Source organism: Corynebacterium glyciniphilum AJ 3170, from assembly GCF_007673095.1.
Taxonomy (GTDB): domain Bacteria; phylum Actinomycetota; class Actinomycetes; order Mycobacteriales; family Mycobacteriaceae; genus Corynebacterium.
The window spans coordinates 62,426-79,438 of the sequence record NZ_VDYZ01000001.1; the positions used below are offsets into that span (position 1 = coordinate 62,426).

At 64.1% G+C, this 17,013-nt stretch carries 14 protein-coding genes; 7 read left to right on the forward strand and 7 right to left on the reverse strand.

Going from position 1 to position 17,013, the window contains the following annotated elements; translation table 11 throughout:
• The first annotated feature begins 129 nt into the window (after nt 1-129).
• A complete protein-coding gene (locus FS507_RS00300) occupies nt 130-1,596 on the forward strand; it encodes a hypothetical protein (RefSeq protein WP_145940873.1) in 1,467 nt (488 codons plus the stop codon).
• A gap of 119 nt (nt 1,597-1,715) precedes the next feature.
• Here FS507_RS00300 and FS507_RS00305 read toward each other — a convergent pair whose 3' ends face one another.
• From FS507_RS00305 to brnQ, 5 genes are all read right to left on the reverse strand, one after another.
• Nucleotides 1,716-2,747, reverse strand: a complete 1,032-nt coding sequence (locus FS507_RS00305; RefSeq protein WP_145940874.1) for an ABC transporter substrate-binding protein — start codon at nt 2,745-2,747, stop codon at nt 1,716-1,718.
• A gap of 288 nt (nt 2,748-3,035) precedes the next feature.
• Complete coding sequence (locus FS507_RS00310; RefSeq protein WP_145940875.1) at nt 3,036-4,052, reverse strand: alpha/beta hydrolase family esterase; 1,017 nt, start codon at nt 4,050-4,052, stop codon at nt 3,036-3,038.
• A 177-nt stretch (nt 4,053-4,229) separates the two neighbouring features.
• Nucleotides 4,230-5,153 carry an ornithine cyclodeaminase family protein gene (locus FS507_RS00315; protein WP_145940876.1) on the reverse strand — a complete coding sequence of 308 codons (924 nt, stop codon included), beginning with the start codon at nt 5,151-5,153 and terminating at the stop codon, nt 4,230-4,232.
• A 12-nt stretch (nt 5,154-5,165) separates the two neighbouring features.
• Nucleotides 5,166-6,464 carry an NAD(P)/FAD-dependent oxidoreductase gene (locus FS507_RS00320; RefSeq protein WP_145940877.1) on the reverse strand — a complete coding sequence of 433 codons (1,299 nt, stop codon included), beginning with the start codon at nt 6,462-6,464 and terminating at the stop codon, nt 5,166-5,168.
• Nucleotides 6,461-7,906, reverse strand: coding sequence for a branched-chain amino acid transport system II carrier protein (gene brnQ / locus FS507_RS00325; protein WP_145940878.1), 1,446 nt, complete (start codon nt 7,904-7,906; stop codon nt 6,461-6,463). Before brnQ ends, FS507_RS00320 begins: the two co-directional genes overlap by 4 nt.
• Nucleotides 7,907-8,055: 149 nt before the next feature.
• Between brnQ and FS507_RS00330 the strand changes: the two genes are divergently transcribed.
• Nucleotides 8,056-9,678: a PucR family transcriptional regulator gene (locus tag FS507_RS00330; RefSeq protein WP_145940879.1), complete on the forward strand. Its 1,623-nt coding sequence runs from the start codon at nt 8,056-8,058 to the stop codon at nt 9,676-9,678.
• Here FS507_RS00330 and FS507_RS00335 read toward each other — a convergent pair.
• On the reverse strand, nt 9,675-10,634 hold the full coding sequence (locus tag FS507_RS00335; RefSeq protein WP_186314497.1) for a LysR family transcriptional regulator: 960 nt from the start codon (nt 10,632-10,634) through the stop codon (nt 9,675-9,677). The two genes, FS507_RS00330 and FS507_RS00335, sit on opposite strands and share 4 nt — an antisense overlap.
• Before the next feature lie 152 nt (nt 10,635-10,786).
• Between FS507_RS00335 and FS507_RS00340 the strand changes: the two genes are divergently transcribed.
• The 5 genes from FS507_RS00340 to FS507_RS00360 are packed head-to-tail and all read left to right on the forward strand — an operon-like array spanning nt 10,787 to nt 15,321.
• Nucleotides 10,787-12,151: a CitMHS family transporter gene (locus FS507_RS00340; RefSeq protein ID WP_145940881.1), complete on the forward strand. Its 1,365-nt coding sequence runs from the start codon at nt 10,787-10,789 to the stop codon at nt 12,149-12,151.
• Between the two features lie 20 nt (nt 12,152-12,171).
• Nucleotides 12,172-13,527, forward strand: a complete 1,356-nt coding sequence (locus FS507_RS00345; RefSeq protein ID WP_145940882.1) for an acyclic terpene utilization AtuA family protein — start codon at nt 12,172-12,174, stop codon at nt 13,525-13,527.
• A complete protein-coding gene (locus tag FS507_RS00350; RefSeq protein ID WP_145940883.1) occupies nt 13,527-13,859 on the forward strand; it encodes an AtuA-related protein in 333 nt (110 codons plus the stop codon). The genes FS507_RS00345 and FS507_RS00350 overlap by 1 nt, the downstream gene beginning before the upstream one ends.
• Nucleotides 13,856-14,659: a CoA transferase subunit A gene (locus FS507_RS00355; protein WP_145940884.1), complete on the forward strand. Its 804-nt coding sequence runs from the start codon at nt 13,856-13,858 to the stop codon at nt 14,657-14,659. The genes FS507_RS00350 and FS507_RS00355 overlap by 4 nt, the downstream gene beginning before the upstream one ends.
• Complete coding sequence (locus FS507_RS00360; protein ID WP_145940885.1) at nt 14,656-15,321, forward strand: CoA transferase subunit B; 666 nt, start codon at nt 14,656-14,658, stop codon at nt 15,319-15,321. Before FS507_RS00355 ends, FS507_RS00360 begins: the two co-directional genes overlap by 4 nt.
• A 652-nt stretch (nt 15,322-15,973) precedes the next feature.
• Here FS507_RS00360 and FS507_RS00365 read toward each other — a convergent pair.
• Nucleotides 15,974-16,966 carry a hypothetical protein gene (locus FS507_RS00365; protein ID WP_145940886.1) on the reverse strand — a complete coding sequence of 331 codons (993 nt, stop codon included), beginning with the start codon at nt 16,964-16,966 and terminating at the stop codon, nt 15,974-15,976.
• Nucleotides 16,967-17,013 lie beyond the last annotated feature (47 nt).

The following is a 17,013-nucleotide window of genomic DNA, read 5'->3' on the forward strand; positions in this document are numbered from 1 at the left end:
CTTGCTGCCACTACATTCACAACCTCACCCGCACTCGGTGCAGTGGCTACGCAGTACTCTGCGTACCTGGGTGCGCATCCTGGGTCTCTGACCGTTGCGACGCAGGCGGCAACCACAAACGTACAGTGGTTGCACGATTCGCTCGTACCGTTGATCGGAGCATTGACGGAACAGGAGTACCTGTCAGTGGACACATTTACCGGGATGCTCAGTTACACGGACGCACCAGACAAGGAAGTCCACTTCGGGATGCCACCGCGACCGGAAGTTCCGGTACTCGACCTCGCCTACGTGCCGCCGGTAGCGGCAATCGAAGCCGCCACTCCGCTGAAAGCTCTCACCGCGATGTTCGCCGGAGATGACAGTGGAATAATTGCCGCCTCCGAATCCTGGGCCTCCGCAAGCCGTCGTATGCTCCAGGCCTCGGAATCTCTCCAGAGCGCCGCGGCTCTTATCGCCGGTACCACCGAAGGTAGTGCTTTCGCCATGGCGGAACAAGCGATATCGACCATAGCCAACCAATGCGCGACAGTTGCGGCTAACTCAACGGCAATGTCAACCTCCATGCTCCAACTGCCGCCCATCAGAGCGGCGGCACACGCCCAACTTATCGCCATGGAAGCCGAGCTGGCGGCCGAAACCACCGCAGCGGGTGCTGCCACCGGCGGGGCGGGTGCCGCTGCCATTGCAGCAAAATCCCAGGCCCAGGTCGCAGCATTCGTCGCCGGTTACCTGCAACCCGCGCTCGACACGGCACGTCCCCTGGTAACCAATCTGTCCGTTCCAGTGGTCAATCACACTGGCGGCGGGGCTCTGAACTCTGGAGGTGCTGCGACCATGGCTGCCCAGGAGTCCATCACCCAGGTCGCCGGTGGTGCCACAGCTCCCGGAGTCAGTCAGGCGGCGGCCCAGCCCAATACTGCAGCGCCACAGGCCGGACAAGTTGCTACGACTCCTGCCGGTGCCTCACAGGCAGCCCAGATCGGACAAGCGCCCGTGGGTCCGGCCGGCGGCACCCAGAATGTTCCTGGTGGAATGCGGGCGACCTCACCCGCCTCCACCACTGTGGCACAACCGGCGACGAACGGTGTCGCCACCGGCCAGGGAGCCAATGCCCCTCGGTCAACGTCCACTAGCGTCGCATCGCCGGCGAACCCCCGGCCCATCGGCGGCGGCGTCACGCAACCCCTGCTCCCGCGAGGTGTCAGTATCACCGCGCCCGGCTCACCCTCGCCGGGCCACGCCACGGGCGGCGGTCCTCACCAAGGTGCGGGGCCAGGCACTTCCCACAATGGAGCCGGCGCACGAGGCAGCTCCCCCGGAGTTGGCGGGGCAGCACCCGCAGCAGGAAACAGCAGCAGTAATCACGGTCATCGTGCGGGCAGCGCCGGTACCGCACCTGTCGGTGCAGCCGGGCACAAGGGGACCAGAACGGGCCAAGGAAAAAGTGCTTCGACAGGTTCCCTGTTTGGTAGCGGGCAGGGTAGCCGGCCGAAGTCCCGTGGGACGAAGACAGGCAGCTCCCTGCTGGAGACCTATTTCCGCCGCCAGTTCCTGGGAGAGAAGAGGACAACAGTGAAAAAGGTTATCCGGTAGCCCTGGGTTCAGTCGGGGCCGTCTGGCAGCCCCCTGTACAACGAGGGGCCCGAAGATCAGTGAATGATCTCCGGGCCCCTTTCTGTAGCGCGGGTAGTACTGCGCACTACAGAGTCGTTCTATTCCGCGTCGACCGCGTCCTCGCCGTCGACGATCTCGAGCTGGTCACGCAGCTGTTCGAGCAGCCACGCATTCGACAAGGACGACGGGATGTTCAGCGCAGCCATAATCGGCTTGTTGTCCTCGACCACGGCACCAGACTCCACCTGCGGCAGCTGGTCGTAGCCGGCGATAGCACGGATCTTGTCCATGCCCTCCGTGGCGTACATGCCCATGAAATTCGCCGCCAGGTCCGACACACGCTCGTAGGAGATCGGAGCCCGCCCGTTCTCGACCTTCAGGGTGCCGTCGGTGAACGATGCCGGCAGCGTCATTCCCAGTCGGGAGTAGAACTTGTTGGCGATATTATCTGCCCCTGCGATAGCGACGAACTGACCGCCGCGATCCTGCACGGTCAGAGCAGTCTTGCCCTCGAGACCGGGCAGTTCCTCGCGCACAGCAGCGAACGCCTCCTCATCGTCATCGATGACCTGCTGGGCCTCATCCTCGAGGCCGTAGATTTCCCCGAGGGCCTGCAGCTGCGGCTCCCAGTTCGCATCCTGGTCCATGCCGGGCAGCACGTTCGTGACCTTGGACAGTTCGTTGTAGGTGTCCTCGTCGATGCGGTAGGTATCACCGACAACCAGGTCGGGGTCGTGGGAAGCGACCTCCTCGAGCGGAAAATCCTCCGACACCGGGATGCGTTCGACGCCCTCCAACTGCGGGTTCTTCCAGTCTGCGTCGGCGTCGTCGCCGCGTTCGACGATGACGTCGGGCGTGATGCCGAGTGCCAGGAGATTGTCCACCGCGGTGCCGATGGCGACAACGGTCTCCGGGTTGGTGTTGTAGGTCGCCTCACCGTACATGTTCTCGATGGTGACCTCGGACTCCTCGGCGCTGGCAGCGGCACTGTCGGAGGAGGTGTTGTTATCCGAGCCGTTGTCGGAGTCATCGGAGGAGCAGCCGGCGAGGACCAGGCCACTGGCGAGGACGGTGGCGGTCAACGTCCGACGGACGGTTCGCATGGGGAAGCGACGGGCGGTATGCAGCATGAAGGGGGTTCCTCTCCTGCCCGGCGAGGAGGGCGCGAGTACCGTGGTCGGCACTCTGCCGGGCTGTTGTTTCGGCGAAACGTAGATAACCGTAGGCTACGGTTACTTGTAGTAGGCCGTACCGAACCTACTACAGCTGAAACAGCCCAGACAAGAGCCCGACCGGGTATGTGTTACCCCCGTTCACACATGCAGCGACGTGTCGAGGGCGGCGTTCGCACCCACGCCGTGCAGGGGCCACAGAACCCTCGCGTAGGGCGGTTGTGCGTGGGGCAGCCGTAGCCGGCTCTACCTGCCTGCGAAGAACTCCCAGATGGCGCCGGGACCGTCGTAGCGGGCGCCACCGGTGTTGCCCCAACGTCCGGTCGCGGTGGGGAAGGAATGGCCGCTGTGGTCCACCGCGACGAGCCGGACACGAAACTCGCCGTCCCAGGTGGTGATTTCGGCGTCGCCGTCGCGTGTGGGCGAGGACGTGGCTTCGGCCGGGAGGCCGTTGCGCTGGGCGAACCACTCGGCACTGTCGTGGGCGGAACGGACCTCACCCCGGCTCTCCGCGAAGAAGCCCGAGCCGACGATGACCTCGCCGCCGTCGAAGGGGTTCATCGGGTCCTCGCGGCCCTGGATGAAGATGGCGGGGACAGGCTCGCCAGAGTCTGTGCAGGCGTTGTTGTCGTCAGTGGGGACGTTCGCGTTCACCGAGGCGATGCCTGTGACCAGGTCCGGAGCTTCGTAGGCCAACCGTTGCACCATGTGCCCGCCACTGGAGAAACCGACCGCAAATGTCCTGGAGACGTCGACGGTGTCCGCGCCGAGATCATGGTGGATACGGTCGACGACGTGGCGCATCAGGCCGACATCGTCGAGGTCCTTCTCCTTCGCCGCCCACTCTCCTTCGGCGCGGCACTCATTCCAGTTGTTCTCGTGGCCGTCGATGTAGGCGATGACGAATCCGTGCTCGTCGGCCTCGCGTTCAAGATCTTCGCCGATACCGGAGCGGATACCGTCACCGGTGTCGCCGGTGCCGTGGACGACCAGCACCACCGGCATCGATGTACGGTCGGTGTCGCCCCTGTCGGGGGTGTAGACGCCCCAGGTGCGTTCGATGTCGTTGACTGTGGTGGAGTGGCGTGTGTAGGCGCCGGAGGACATTGGGGACACGGTGTCGTTCCTTTCCACTGTGGCGGTGCTACTGCCACCTCCGGTGAGAGCATCCGGCATGCAGGCGGAGAGGGGGAGCGTCACCGCGAGAACGGTGCCGGCGATGACCACACGTTGACGGTCTCCTGCCCGCTGAATCCGTCCCATCGTCTAGGTCCCGAAGAAGACGACTCGGTCAAGGTCGGAGACGGTGCAGTGGGCAAGTACGCGGGTGATCATGGTGGTTTCCTGTCCTGGCGACGGTGGCGGTGGGCACCCTGTCCGACCACGATACGACAGGGGGGCCGGAGCTGTCACCGGCCTCGTCGGCCGTCGCCGTACCGGTCATCCCTCCGGACGGTAGGCCACCTGCGCCACGGCGAGATCCTGCCAACCCATGCCGACCGTCTTGAAGAACCTCGGCCCGGGGGCGTCGACCGGTCCGTGGTTCACCAGGTCACTGAGAGCGTGCAGCGCATCGACGCTGACTGTCCCGTTGTCGACCGCGATACGTACATCACCGGCCTCGCGCAGGGCGGTGTCGACGTCCTCCACATAGACCGTCGATCGTGCCAACAGGGCATCGTCGGTCTCGCGGGCGTCGGGTTCGTGCGACCCCATCGCCACCACCAGTGCGCCGTCGCTGACCAGGGCACCGTCGAACAATGGCTTGCGGGCACTGGTGCAGCAGAGCACCAGATCGGCTGCGGGGATATTCTGTGTCGCATCCGTGCCGGCCCGGGCGGTGACACCGTCAGCGGCAAGGCGGTCCACCAACTGCGTGACCTTCTCCTCGCGACGTCCGAACACCGTGACCGAAGCGATGTCGCGCACAGCGGCGGTGGCATGGACGTGGTGGTAGGCCTGCGGCCCGGTACCGAAGAGAACGACATCGAGCGGTTTGTCCGCTGCCAGATGGCGGACGCCCAGAGCGGACAGGGCAGGAGTGCGGATCTCGGTAAGTGAACTTCCTTCCATCACCGCGGCCGGTTCCAGTGTCTCACCGTCGAAGAGGAGGTAGAGTCCCTGGATCTTCGGTAGCCCGGCGGCCGGGTTGGCCGGGGCGACCGAGGCGACCTTCACCCCGGCGGAGCCGTTGATCTCGGCGGGCATGAGGAGGAAACTCCCGCGATCGAGGGGGACGCTGCTGCGTGGCGGCGCCGTGGCGGCGTCGAACCCGTCGTACAGGGTCTGCTCGATCGCATCGACGGCCGCGGTCATCGGTACCCGTTCACGGACAGTGTCGGCGGAGATGAAGGGGATAGTCATGGTGGTCCTCATTCAGAATCGGTTGGGAGACAGATCGGTGAGAGTGTCGGCAGAGGTTTCGCCCGAGGCTAGTTCGGCGATGAGCCGGCCGGTGGTGGGGCCGAGGCTGATCCCCAGCATCACATGCCCCGTGGCGACGAGCACATCCGGGTGGCCGGCCAGTGGCCCGATCATCGGCACTCCGTCCGGGGTCGTGGGGCGTAGGCCTGTCCAGGGTGTCCTGGCATGCCCGGTGTCGTCGACGGCGGCCTGTTCGGCACGCTGGATCCAGTCAGTGAAGTACTCCCGCGCCCCGGAGAGGATTCCTCCGGCCCGCACCGGATCGACCGTCTCGTCGATGCCTGAGAACCCCATCGTGCCTGCCAGTCGTACGCGGTCGTTGAGGGGGGTGATCGCGACCTTCGCCTCGGCGAGGTAGACGGGTTCACTCGGACCGTGGTCGACGACGGGGAGATCGTAGCCGTATCCCTTCCCCGCCTGGAGAGCGACCCGTTCTCCGATTCCAGAGAGGAGTTCATTGGTCCATGCCCCTGCGGCGACGACGACCTTGTCCGCCCGTAGCCGTTGTCCGCCAACCTGAACGGAAACCTCGACTCCGTTGTGGCCGCGACCCTGTGCTGCGGGACTTGTGACCAGGGCGGCGGACTCACCGAGCCGGAGTTCCACTCCGTCACGTTCGCACGCCGCGGCGAGTCCACGGACGAAGGATGCGGGGTCCACCGACTGGTCGCCCTCGGACTGGATGCCGGCGACGACGGTATCCGAGAGTGACGGTGCGTGTTCGTTCAGTTCGCCGCGACTCATGTGGCGCCACGAGAACCCCGGGAGCTTCCCGTCCAACGTCTCGAGTTCGTGCACCCGCCCGTCGACTTTGTGCTGGTCGGTGAAGAGCATAGTCAGCGGGTCACGGTGGCGTTCGAACTCCACACCGTCTGCGGCGAGGTCGTCGAACAGAGGTAGTGAACCTGCGCTGAGCCGGGCGAGGGTCTCCGCTCCGCGGTTGAACCTGGACTCTGTGCAGTGCTGCAGCATGCGCAGGAGAAAACCGAGGAAGTGGGGGTCGGCGGACGGGCTGATGTAGAGAGGGCTGTCCTTCTTCGTCATCCATTTCAGTGCCTGGGGGAGGACGCCCGGGGCAGGCACAGGCGTCGACATGCTGGGAATCAGCCAGCCGGCGTTGTGCCCGGATGCCCGGGCCGCGAGAGGCTCCGGGTCGATGACGGTGACGTCGAAACCGGTTTTCCTGAGGTAGTAGGCACTGGAAAGGCCGATGGAGCCGGCTCCGAGGACAACGGCGGTGCGGGAAGTCATGAAATCTTGGCCTTTCGTTCATTCGGGTCAATGTCAGAATCATTGTCAGGGTCTGTACCGGTGCCAGCGCCCGCCGGGTCTTCCGGGAACGCGTCGCGGTCGACCGGCAGGATAGGGGAGTTCGTCGCCCGGGCCCATATGAGGCCGACGATGCCACCGATGACCGCAGGCAGAACCCAACCTGCGTTGTCGGTGAACAACGGGAGGAAGGAGAACCAGTCGTTGATCTGGTCGGTGAGGATTCCGGCGGTCTTGGCGGCGTCAAGCACGGCGACGAGCCCGGCACCGATGACAGCACCGACGTAGACAGGCCGTCGTCCCCCGAAGAAGCGGTCGAGCAACGTCAGCACGATGAGGGTCATTCCCAGCGGATAGAGCAGGAAGAGGATCGGCAGCGCGGTGTCGAGGACCGTCTGCAGCCCGAAGTTGGCGACCACCAGTCCCAGTCCGGCGTGAACGAGCACCCACTGCCGGTAGGTCAGCCAGGCGAAGCGGCGGGAGAAGTAGTCGGCCACGGAGGTGATGCAGGCGACATTGGTTGTCAGGCCGGTGAGGAGGACGACAGTGCCGATCATCGCGAGTCCCGGCGTGCCCAGCAGCGTGCGAGCCGATTCCGCCAGGACGGTACCTCCGTTGTCGGGGCGGCCGATGGCGTCCACGCCGGAACCGCCGAGCCAGGCGGTGGAGATGTGCAGCAGCGCCAGCCCCACGGCGGTAATGACACCTGCCTTGAGGAAGACGGAGGCGGTGCCGGTGCGGGAGGTTACGCCCTGCAGATTGATCTGTTGGATGAAGACACCGGCGAACACCAGTGCAGCCAGGACATCCATGGTCAGATAGCCCTCGGTGAGGCCGAGTAGGAAGCCACCTTCGTCGTAGGGCGCGACAGGGTCGTGGAGGGAGCCCATCGGGGCGACCAGGGACCGGACGATGATGGTCACCAGCAGGACTGAGAACACCGGTGTGAGGAACTTCCCGATACGGTCGACGAGTTTGCCCGGGCTCAGTGCCAGGTAGATCGACACGGCGGTGAACAGCGCAGAGAAGATCAGCAGCACCCAGGCGCTCCCTGCCAGATCGGCGGGGAGATTCGGCTTCACCGTGATTTCGTGGACCACGGAGGTTGTGCGGGGGATGACGTACAACGGCCCGAGGGTCAGGAACAGGAGGAAGCAGAAGGCGGCGGCGAACCGTGGGGAGACTCTGCCGGCGAGTCGGAAGACGTCACCGCGGACAGCGGTCAGGGCGATGACGGCCAGCAGGACAAGTCCGACGCCGGTGATGAGGAAGCCACTCATGGGTTTCCACATCGTGTTTCCCGCGGCCTGGCCGACCATCGGGGCGAAGATGATGTTCCCGGCTCCTAGGAACATCGCGAAGAGCAGTAGTCCGAGAGCCAGGATTCTGAGTGGTGAGAGTTTCCGGTCACCTGTCTGCGGCATGACGACGGGGTCCTTCCTGGGGTGTGTGGTGTGCATCATTGAAGCAGTCACCCTGTGATCCACGCTTCGTGCAACTCGCTGAAGTATTCTGGAGTCAATTGGAGGTTCGCACAAAGATCCGGGTCGGGCGGTAAGTGAGGTGAGCGGTCGTGGAAGAAGGCGACGACGTCGGGATAGAGGTCGAAGTTCTGGTGTCTACGCTGGATCCGCTGGTCACAGCGGTGTCGCCGATGGACCGGGTACGACCGGTGGCAACAGTCGCGATGGTCGACCCAGGGGACATCCGGTCCCAGGTGGAGTTCCGTCAGCCTGTGCTGCCGGACGTGGATCTGGTGATGACTGTCGGTGTCACGGAGGAGTTGGCGGTCCAGTGGCTGGAATCCCTGTTGGATCACCCTGTTGTCCTCATGGTCAAGGAGGATGCCGTCGGACAGGCGCTTCGCAGGGCGGCTGACGCAGTCGGGGTGGTGGTGGTTGCTGTCGACACTCGGGCACGGTGGGACGTGGTCTTCTCACGTATCCGGCGCATGCTTGACGAAGACTCGGAGACGCCGGGGGTGAACCCGGCCGACGGAGTGCACGGTTCCGTGGGGAGTTTGTCCGGACTGGCGAACCTGATCGCCGATGGTGTGCACGGGATGGTCACCATCGAGAACCGGACAAACCGGGTGTTGGCGTACTCACCGTCGGAGAGCACGGCCGACGAACTGCGGACCCGCGCGATTCTCGGACGTGCGGCCCCGCCTGAGGTCATGGAAGCGTTCACCAGGTTGGGGGTCGTGCAGACCCTGGCGAGTACGACAGAGGTGGTGTCGCTGCCGGCGAATCCGGATATCGGCATGCGGCGACGGCTGGTGACCGGGATCCACGGACCGGAGGGGGAACCGTTGGGGTCAGTGTGGGTCCAACAGGGGGAGAGGGAGTTCGCCGAGGACGCTGAGGTGATGCTGCGTGGCGGCGCTGTGAGTGCGGCCGCACTGATGATCCAGGCACGAGTGGCTCCATCGTCGAAGCAGGAGGTGATGATCCGGCGACTGTTCGGCGACGACGGCGGGGTAGACGGGCGGACCGCGGCAACGCTACTGCAGGTGTCCGACGAAGACCGCTACGCGGTGCTCGGGTTCACCTCCGGGCACGGTGGGGCCGACACCTCGACCGAGGTCCTGGAGTTCCTCGGGCAGCGTCTCCAACTCCATGTACGCGCCTACGCTTCTGCCGGACTGGTGGCTCTTCTCGGGCAACGCGCCTATGTACTGGTTCCGGAGACGGCGGACGACTCCCGTCTCTTTCCGTGGGTGGAGCGGTTGCTCCGCCGTTTCGACGATGATGACCGGGTCGACACCAGGCAGGTCCGGGTCGCGGTCGCCTCCCCGGTGGAGGGCCTCGATGCTGTCGCGTCGGCACGCCGCGAAGTTGACCGGGTGTTGGACTCCCCGGCGGCCCGTCGGCATCGGGTGACGTCGCTGAAGCAGTCCCGGACGTCAGTGTTGCTGGGGGAGGTGTTCGGGCTCCTGAGTGAGCACCCGGAGCTCGAGGATCCGCGGTTGGCGCAGGTGACAGCATATGACGAACAGCACGGCGCGTCACTGGTGGCGAGCGTGGACGCGTACCTTCGGGCGGGAAGGAACGTCCGCGACGCCGCTGCAGAACTGACGGTGCACCCCAATACCCTGCGTTACCGGGTGGAACGCGCTCAGCAACTCTCGGGCCTGGATCTCCGTGACCCGGGGGACAGACTGTTGACCGAGCTGCAACTACGGTCCCGTGGCTAACGGGGCAATCCCGTCCAGGTGGTGAAGTCCGGCAGCGAGACCTCGTCCGGTGGTGTGGCCGTGATGAGCGCCAGGAATTCTTCGGCGGCGGGGGAGAGCGTGCGCGTGGTGTCCACCAGGACACCGATTCTGCGGGTCACGGGCTCTCCCCGGAACGGGCGGAGGGCGACGCCCGGCACGCGGGTCATCGGGATGACGAAGCCGGGGACCGCGGAGATCCCCAGATTCGCCGCGCACAGTCCCGTGACGGCGGAGATCGTCCCGGCGGTCACTGTCTGGGACGGGTGGATGCCGCGGGCCGCCAGCTCGCGGTCGGTGATACGTCGCACCGAGCTGGCTTCGGTGAAGGAGACGAAGGAGCGCCCCGCCAGATCGTCCCAGTCGATGCCGGGCTTCTGGGCCAGGGTATGGGTGGCGGGCAGGATGCAGGCGAAGCGCTCCTCGGCGATGGGGGAGAAGTCGAAGTGGTCCGGCAGGCTTCCGATGAGTTCCGGGTCCTCGGCGGTGATGGCGAGGTCCACGGAGCCGTAGCGGCATTCCTCGATGATGTTCGCCGCCATGAGGTCCTGGAGGTTGATGCTGACGTTGGGGAAGACGCGCCGGAACCGGTCGATGAACGGGGGCAGGAGTGTCGCAGCCAGTGACGGCAGTGTGGCAAGACGCAGATGACCGTTGGGGCCGCTGATGTAACTGGCGACGTTGTTCATCTCCCTGTCATAGGTCTGCAGGATCACCCGCGCGGCGCGGAGGAACTCGGTGCCGGCGTCGGTCAGGGCGAAACTGCGTGTGGTCCGCTCGAACAGCCGGGTCCCGGCGGCCTTCTCCACCTGCGAGACGATCCTGCTCAGGGAAGACTGGGACTGGCTCAACCGTTCGGCGGCGGGGGTGAAACCTCCCTGGTCGGCGACACACGCGATGACTCGCATCTGGTCGACTGTGATGTCAGTTATCCGCATACTGCAAGAATCTATGCAATATTGTTGTTTGACGCAACTAAATGGCATTGTTCATACTGAGGACGTCCACGCGACCCAGGTCACAGGCAGTCACAGGTTGTTGGAGCCTGTTCCAGGCCACAGGGTCGCCATTACGTCGATAGGAGAGCCACGTGCTTGCTCTGTTCGGATTCCTCACGGTGGGAATCTTCCTGGCGCTGACCCTGTTCACCCGGACCTCGGTCCTGGTGGGCCTGGTGCTCGTGCCGATCATCTTCGCGGTCCTCGCCGGGCACGGCGGGGACCTCGGGGACTTCATCGGCCACGGCCTGCTGCAGGTCGCTCCCATTGCGGTGATGATGACCTTCGCCATCCTGTTCTTCAGCGTGATGATGGAGGCAGGCCTGTTCGACCCGCTGATCCGACGGATGGTCAGCTGGGCCAAAGGGGACCCTGTCAAGATCGCGATCGGAACCGCACTGGTCACCATGTGCGTCCACCTCGACGGCGACGGTGCGGCGACCTTCCTGATCACACTGTCGGCCTTCCTGCCGATCTACCGGCGCATCGGTATGCGACCGCTGGCACTCACCGCCATCGTCGCCCTCGGGGCCGGGCTGATGAACATGCTGCCCTGGGGCGGGCCGACGATCCGCGCGATGGCCGCGCTCGACCTGTCGGCGTCGGACGTCTTCACCCCGATGATCATCCCGATGATCGCCGGTGGCGTGTGGGTCCTCGTCGCCAGCTATCTCATCGGGCGCATGGAGCGCAGGCGCCTCGGGACGATCTCCCTGGACACCCCGGCACCGGTGGCAGTGGGCTCCGGAGGCGACGAGATCCCCGCGGACGACGGAACCGTCGTTACTCCCGCGGAAGAGGATCATGCCGATCATGCCCGGCGCGACCACGATGTCCCGCGGTGGCGCATGGCGGTCAACCTGATCCTCACTCTGGCGCTGGTGGTCGTGCTGTTCACCCACGCGGTCCCGATGGAGGTCTGCTTCATTGTGGCGTTCACCGTCGCCGCCTGCGTGAACATCCCGAAGTGGAAGGACCAGCAGCAGCTGTTCCGTGACCACGGAGCCAACGTGGTCCTGGTGACCTCCATGGTCTTCGCCGCCGGCGTGTTCACCGGCATCCTCGGCAACACCGGGATGATCGAGAACATGGCCCAGAGCCTGGCGGACGTCATCCCCGAGAGCTTCGGCGGATTCCTGCCCGTCCTGGTGTCGATCGTCTCGATGCCGCTGAGCCTGGTGTTCACCCCGGACGCCTTCTACTTCGGTGTCCTGCCGGTCTTCGCCCATACCGCGGACGTCATGGGCGCCGACCCGGCGATGATCGCCCGCGGTGCCATCGCCGGGCAGATGACCACCGGCTTCCCGCTCAGCCCGCTGACCGCCTCCACGTTCATCCTCATCGGCATGGCGAAGGTGGAACTGGGTAAACACCAGCGCTTCACATTCCTCTGGGCATGGGGTACCACCCTGGTGATCACCGTGACCGCGATCATCACCGGCGCCCTGACGTTCTAGCTTTCTAGGAGATATCTTCGATGCCAACCATCAGAATCGGATCCGGTGCAGGATTCGCCGGTGACCGTCTCGACCCGGCCGTGAAACTGGCCCAGGACGGCGACCTCGACTACCTCGTGTTCGAGTGCCTCGGGGAACGCACCGTCGCCGCCGGGCAGCTCCGCCGACTCAGCGACCCGAACACCGGCTACGACCCGCTGCTGGAGACCAGGATGCGTGCCGTCCTTCCGCACACCGTGGCCCAGGGAACGACCGTGGTGACGAACTCGGGTGCCGCAAATCCCGAAGCCGCCGCCCGGCTGATCGCCCGTGTGGCCGCCGAGGTGGTGCCGGACCGGACGGTCACCGTGGCCTACCTGACCGGCGACAGTGTCCTGTCCGAGATCCGCTCCGAGGATCCGGACGTCTGGGAGACCGGCTGGCCGCTGTCGTCCGACGACGCCGGACTGGTCTCTGCGCACGCCTACCTCGGCGTCGAGCACGTCCTGCCGGCTTTCGGGGCAGGTGCGGACGTCATCGTCACCGGACGGCTGGCCGACCCCTCTCTGTTCCTGGCGCCCATGGTCCACGAATTCGGCTGGCAGCTCGACGACTGGGCGCGGCTGGGCGCGGGGACGTTCGTCGGCCACCTGCTGGAATGCGCCGGGCAGGTCACCGGCGGCTACTTCGCCGACCCGGTGACCAAGCCCGTGCCCGGCATGGCGGACCTCGGGTTCCCCTTCGCCGACATCAGCGACGACGGCACCGCGGTGCTGGGCAAAATCGCCGACACCGGCGGCATGCTCACCCGGCAGACGGTGCGTGAACAGATGCTCTACGAAGTCGCCGACCCGTCGGCCTACCTCACCCCGGACGTGACCGCCGACTTCTCCGGCGTCCACCTCGAGGAGGTGGGGGCCGACGCGGTACGGGTCAGCGGGGCGACCGGACGTCCCCGCACCGGGACGCTGAAAGTCACCCTGGGGTTCCGGGGCGGCTGGCTCGGTGAAGGACAGATCACCTACGCCGGGCCTCGCGCCCGACAGCGCGCGGAGATGGCCTGGGACATCGTCCGGCACCGGCTGGAGCACGTTCACGGCATCGACCCGGCGACCGTCAGCGTGGAATTCATCGGCGACGGCGCCGCCTTCCGCGGCATGATGCCGGTGACGGACCGTCCCGACCCGCCGGAGGTCCGCCTGCGCGTGGCCGCACGCGTGGACACCGCCACCCAGGCCCGCGCGATCGGCTGGGAGGTCGAGGCTCTCTACTGTGCCGGACCCGCCGCCGGCGGGGGAGCACGCACCGCGAGCAGTGAAGTCCTCGCCATCCGCTCGGCACTGCTGCCCCGCGAACGTATCGCCGCCCAGGTCACCACCGTGAAAGGAGACCGCTGATGAACACGCTCGACGACTACGCCGACGCGCGCACCGGCGACAAAGGTGACACCCTCATCGTCGCCGTCCTGCCCCGCACCCCTCACAACTACCGGCAGCTGCGCGCACACCTCACCGAAGACGCCGTGGCAGAGCACTTCTGCTGCGATGTCCGGGACGTCACCGTCCGGGACGTGGCCACCGTCGAATCCTTCGTCTGCGAACTGCGCGGCGTGCTCGGCGGCGGCGTCACCGGCTCCCCGGTGCTCGACGGGCACGGGAAGACACTCAGCTACCACATGCTCACCCTCCCGATCCGTGAGCACGACGACCGAGAAGGAGAACAACGATGACCGACTCGCCTCACCACACCAGCCTCGCAGCGAAAGTCGTCGCGACACCGCAGAAGGCCGTCCGCGACATCGCCGACGGTGCACGCCTCGCCGTCGGCGGCTTCGGACTCAACGGCATCCCCGACACCCTCATCGCCGCCCTCGTCGACACCGGCGTCGGCGACCTGGAGATCTACTCCAACAACTGCGGCGTCGACGGCTGGGGTCTGGGCCTGCTGCTCAACAACCGCCAGGTCCGCCGCGTCGTCGCATCGTACGTGGGGGAGAACAGGGAGTTCGCCCGCCAGTACCTCGCCGGGGAACTCGAGGTTGAACTGACCCCGCAGGGCACCTTGGCCGAGAAGCTGCGTGCCGCCGGTATCGGCGTCCCCGCCTTCTACACCCCGGCCGGGGTGGGCACACCCATCGCCGACGGCGGACTGCCGTGGAAGTACCGGGAGGACGGCTCGGTCGCCGTCGCCTCCCCGCCCAAGGAGGTCCGCGAGTTCGGCGGACGCCGGTACGTCCTGGAAGAGGCACTGCCCGCGGACGTCGCCCTGATTCACGCAGAGATCGGCGACACCGAAGGCAACCTGGTGTTCGCGAAGTCCGCGATGAACTTCAACCCCCTGTGCGCCATGGCGGGAACGGTCACCATCGCCGAGGTGGAGCGGCTCGTGGAACCCGGTGAGATCGATCCGGCGCAGGTCCACCTTCCCGGCATCTTCGTGCAACGCGTCGTGGAGACCGGTCCGCAAGAAAAGAGGATCGAGAAGAGGACCGTGCGGGACGACAACCACGAGAGCGAGCAGAAGCGATGAGCTGGACGAAAGAACAGATGGCGGCACGCGCCGCGCAGGAACTCGAGAACGGCCAGTACGTGAACCTCGGCATCGGCATGCCCACGCTGATCCCGAACCACCTGCCCGACGGCGTGCACCTCGTCCTGCACAGCGAGAACGGCATCCTCGGCACCGGACCGTACCCGACTCCGACGGAGCTGGACCCAGATCTCATCAACGCGGGCAAGGAGACGGTGACCGTGAACCCGGGTGCGGCGTTCTTCGACTCCTCCCTGTCCTTCGGCATGATCCGCGGGGGACACGTGGATGTTGCGGTGTTGGGAGGAATGGAGGTCTCCCGGCACGGGGACCTGGCGAACTGGATGGTGCCCGGAAAGATGGTCAAAGGCATGGGCGGGGCCATGGACCTGGTGCACGGAGCCCGGAAAGTCATCGTGCTGATGAACCATGTGGCGAAGGACGGTTCACCGAAGATCCTGCCCGAATGCACGCTGCCACTGACCGGACAGGGAGTGGTCGACCGCATCATCACCGACCTGGCGGTCATTGACGTGGTGCGTGAGGGTGGCGCGGGTGCCGGTGGTGCGGTGCTGGGTGGCCACCTGGCCCTGCGGGAAGTCGCGCCGGGTGTGACGGTGGAGGAGGTCGTGGCGGCGACGGGTGTGGAGCTGGAGATGTGACCGGGCCGATCTCGGAGGTCCCGATTTCCCCCTGAACTGAACTATTCTTTCGAATCGACTGTTCGCTACGTGAGAATCCTGGAACGGACTGGCACACCACAGACAGAACCACACGGTGGCAGCCGCGGTAGCTCCCTAAGGCCCGTAGGATACGCTTGCTCAGAGTGACCTCTGTCCCCGCCGGGGGTGGTGTGCCGTGTCAGCGTCCTGGTGCTCAGGTGGGGGCGATGGGTCATAGGGACTTGCCGTCGTTGAGTGCGGATTAGATCCAGATGCGTTCTTGGAAGCTGATCTGTTTGCGGCCTCTGACTCTCGGTAAAAGGTCGGGTTGCGGTGTAGTATCTGGTCGTGGTGACCATCATGGCCATCGTGGGGAAATGGGGTAGGGGGACTCACCGGCCCGAGTGCTGCTTCGATGATGCGAACGGGTCGCGGCTATTGTGATGAATCTTTTATTTCAGTAGGAGAACCTAGCAAGAATGGCCAATTTCGAGCATGGGATGGAAAGTGGATTATTTCGAGGTGTAGTCCTATCTTAAGTTCCGGATTCAGGTGCGGTAGATTAGCGGTGTTCTGAGGCGCCAAACTAAGTAAAGAAATGTGGAAAGAATGAGTTGAGGGAAGGAAGCGCACTGAAGAAACATCACCTACCTTATCGATTCTCCCCTTCCGTTTTTGAGGGGCGAGACAGTGCGGATCGAAGTTTTTCAGCTACCCTGCAATGCACTGGCGAATTGCTGTGACCATGAGAAGAATCGACGTTTCTTATTATTCCGTCGACCCTTAAATTGGGAGAAGATAGCTGGATTCTGGAAACTAAAAGACTCTGTAATAGGTACATTATTGCCGAAAATACCGAGGCAACAGTCAGTATAACTACCGCGTTTATCCAAGGAGCATCGGAGTTCGAGGAATAGTTATTCATACTCACAAGGTGACTAAGGCAGGAAAAGACATAGAAGAGTGGAATCAGTGGCGATAGGCAAGAAACAAGTATCGCAATACGAATATTGTTTTTGGAGAGTGAGAGGTTCCATCCGGAGGCCTTCTCGACGGATACGATTATCTTCTTTCTGTAATATTCGTAGTTCTTCGAAAACTTCCTATGGTTGGGTCGAGATGCAAGAACCTTGTCTAGGTAGACATTTCTCCTTTCCGCCTCTGAATTCACTGAACGGTGACGAGCGCATACTAGAAGAATGCAAGCAAGTATGGATATTAAAAATAGCTGAGTCGTTGTTGCTGCAATATCGGACACGCCGACTCCACTGTCGAAGAACCCGCCTAGGGGGATATGCTCATTTTCTTCTCCGCGGTTTGAAGAAGCATTTTCTATAAATGCATAAAGGCCGAGTAGGTATAGAAATCCGCAGAAGAGAAAACTGACGAGTGAGAAAATCCACCATCTGCTGGGTTGGATATTGTACTGGGAGAACAGGCGGGACTCTAGGTCGACTTGCGCCCATTTGATGTCCTGAGAAACATATCCAGATGGCTCCCATAGGGAACTCGTGGTTACTGTATTTTCCGGTAGTCTTCTTAGCTTCTTTCCTGTATTTAGATTAAATACTGCAGCAAGTGCTGCGGTAAGGAGGGGAATGATGGGTATTATGACTTCTATAATTTTGGATAGAAACTCTGACATTTAAGAACCTAGGACCTTTCCTGTCGAATACGGTAACTTTTTGAAGT

What these genes read in the sequence shown, in the direction of transcription:
- FS507_RS00305 (WP_145940874.1), bottom strand. Translation starts at nt 2,747, where the DNA reads ATGCTGCATACCGCCCGTCGCTTCCCCATGCGAACCGTCCGTCGGACG.
- FS507_RS00310 (WP_145940875.1), bottom strand. Translation starts at nt 4,052, where the DNA reads ATGGGACGGATTCAGCGGGCAGGAGACCGTCAACGTGTGGTCATCGCC.
- FS507_RS00315 (WP_145940876.1), bottom strand. Translation starts at nt 5,153, where the DNA reads ATGACTATCCCCTTCATCTCCGCCGACACTGTCCGTGAACGGGTACCG.
- FS507_RS00320 (WP_145940877.1), bottom strand. Translation starts at nt 6,464, where the DNA reads ATGACTTCCCGCACCGCCGTTGTCCTCGGAGCCGGCTCCATCGGCCTT.
- brnQ (WP_145940878.1), bottom strand. Translation starts at nt 7,906, where the DNA reads ATGCCGCAGACAGGTGACCGGAAACTCTCACCACTCAGAATCCTGGCT.
- FS507_RS00335 (WP_186314497.1), bottom strand. Translation starts at nt 10,634, where the DNA reads ATGCGGATAACTGACATCACAGTCGACCAGATGCGAGTCATCGCGTGT.
- FS507_RS00345 (WP_145940882.1), top strand. Translation starts at nt 12,172, where the DNA reads ATGCCAACCATCAGAATCGGATCCGGTGCAGGATTCGCCGGTGACCGT.
- FS507_RS00350 (WP_145940883.1), top strand. Translation starts at nt 13,527, where the DNA reads ATGAACACGCTCGACGACTACGCCGACGCGCGCACCGGCGACAAAGGT.
- FS507_RS00355 (WP_145940884.1), top strand. Translation starts at nt 13,856, where the DNA reads ATGACCGACTCGCCTCACCACACCAGCCTCGCAGCGAAAGTCGTCGCG.
- FS507_RS00360 (WP_145940885.1), top strand. Translation starts at nt 14,656, where the DNA reads ATGAGCTGGACGAAAGAACAGATGGCGGCACGCGCCGCGCAGGAACTC.
- FS507_RS00365 (WP_145940886.1), bottom strand. Translation starts at nt 16,966, where the DNA reads ATGTCAGAGTTTCTATCCAAAATTATAGAAGTCATAATACCCATCATT.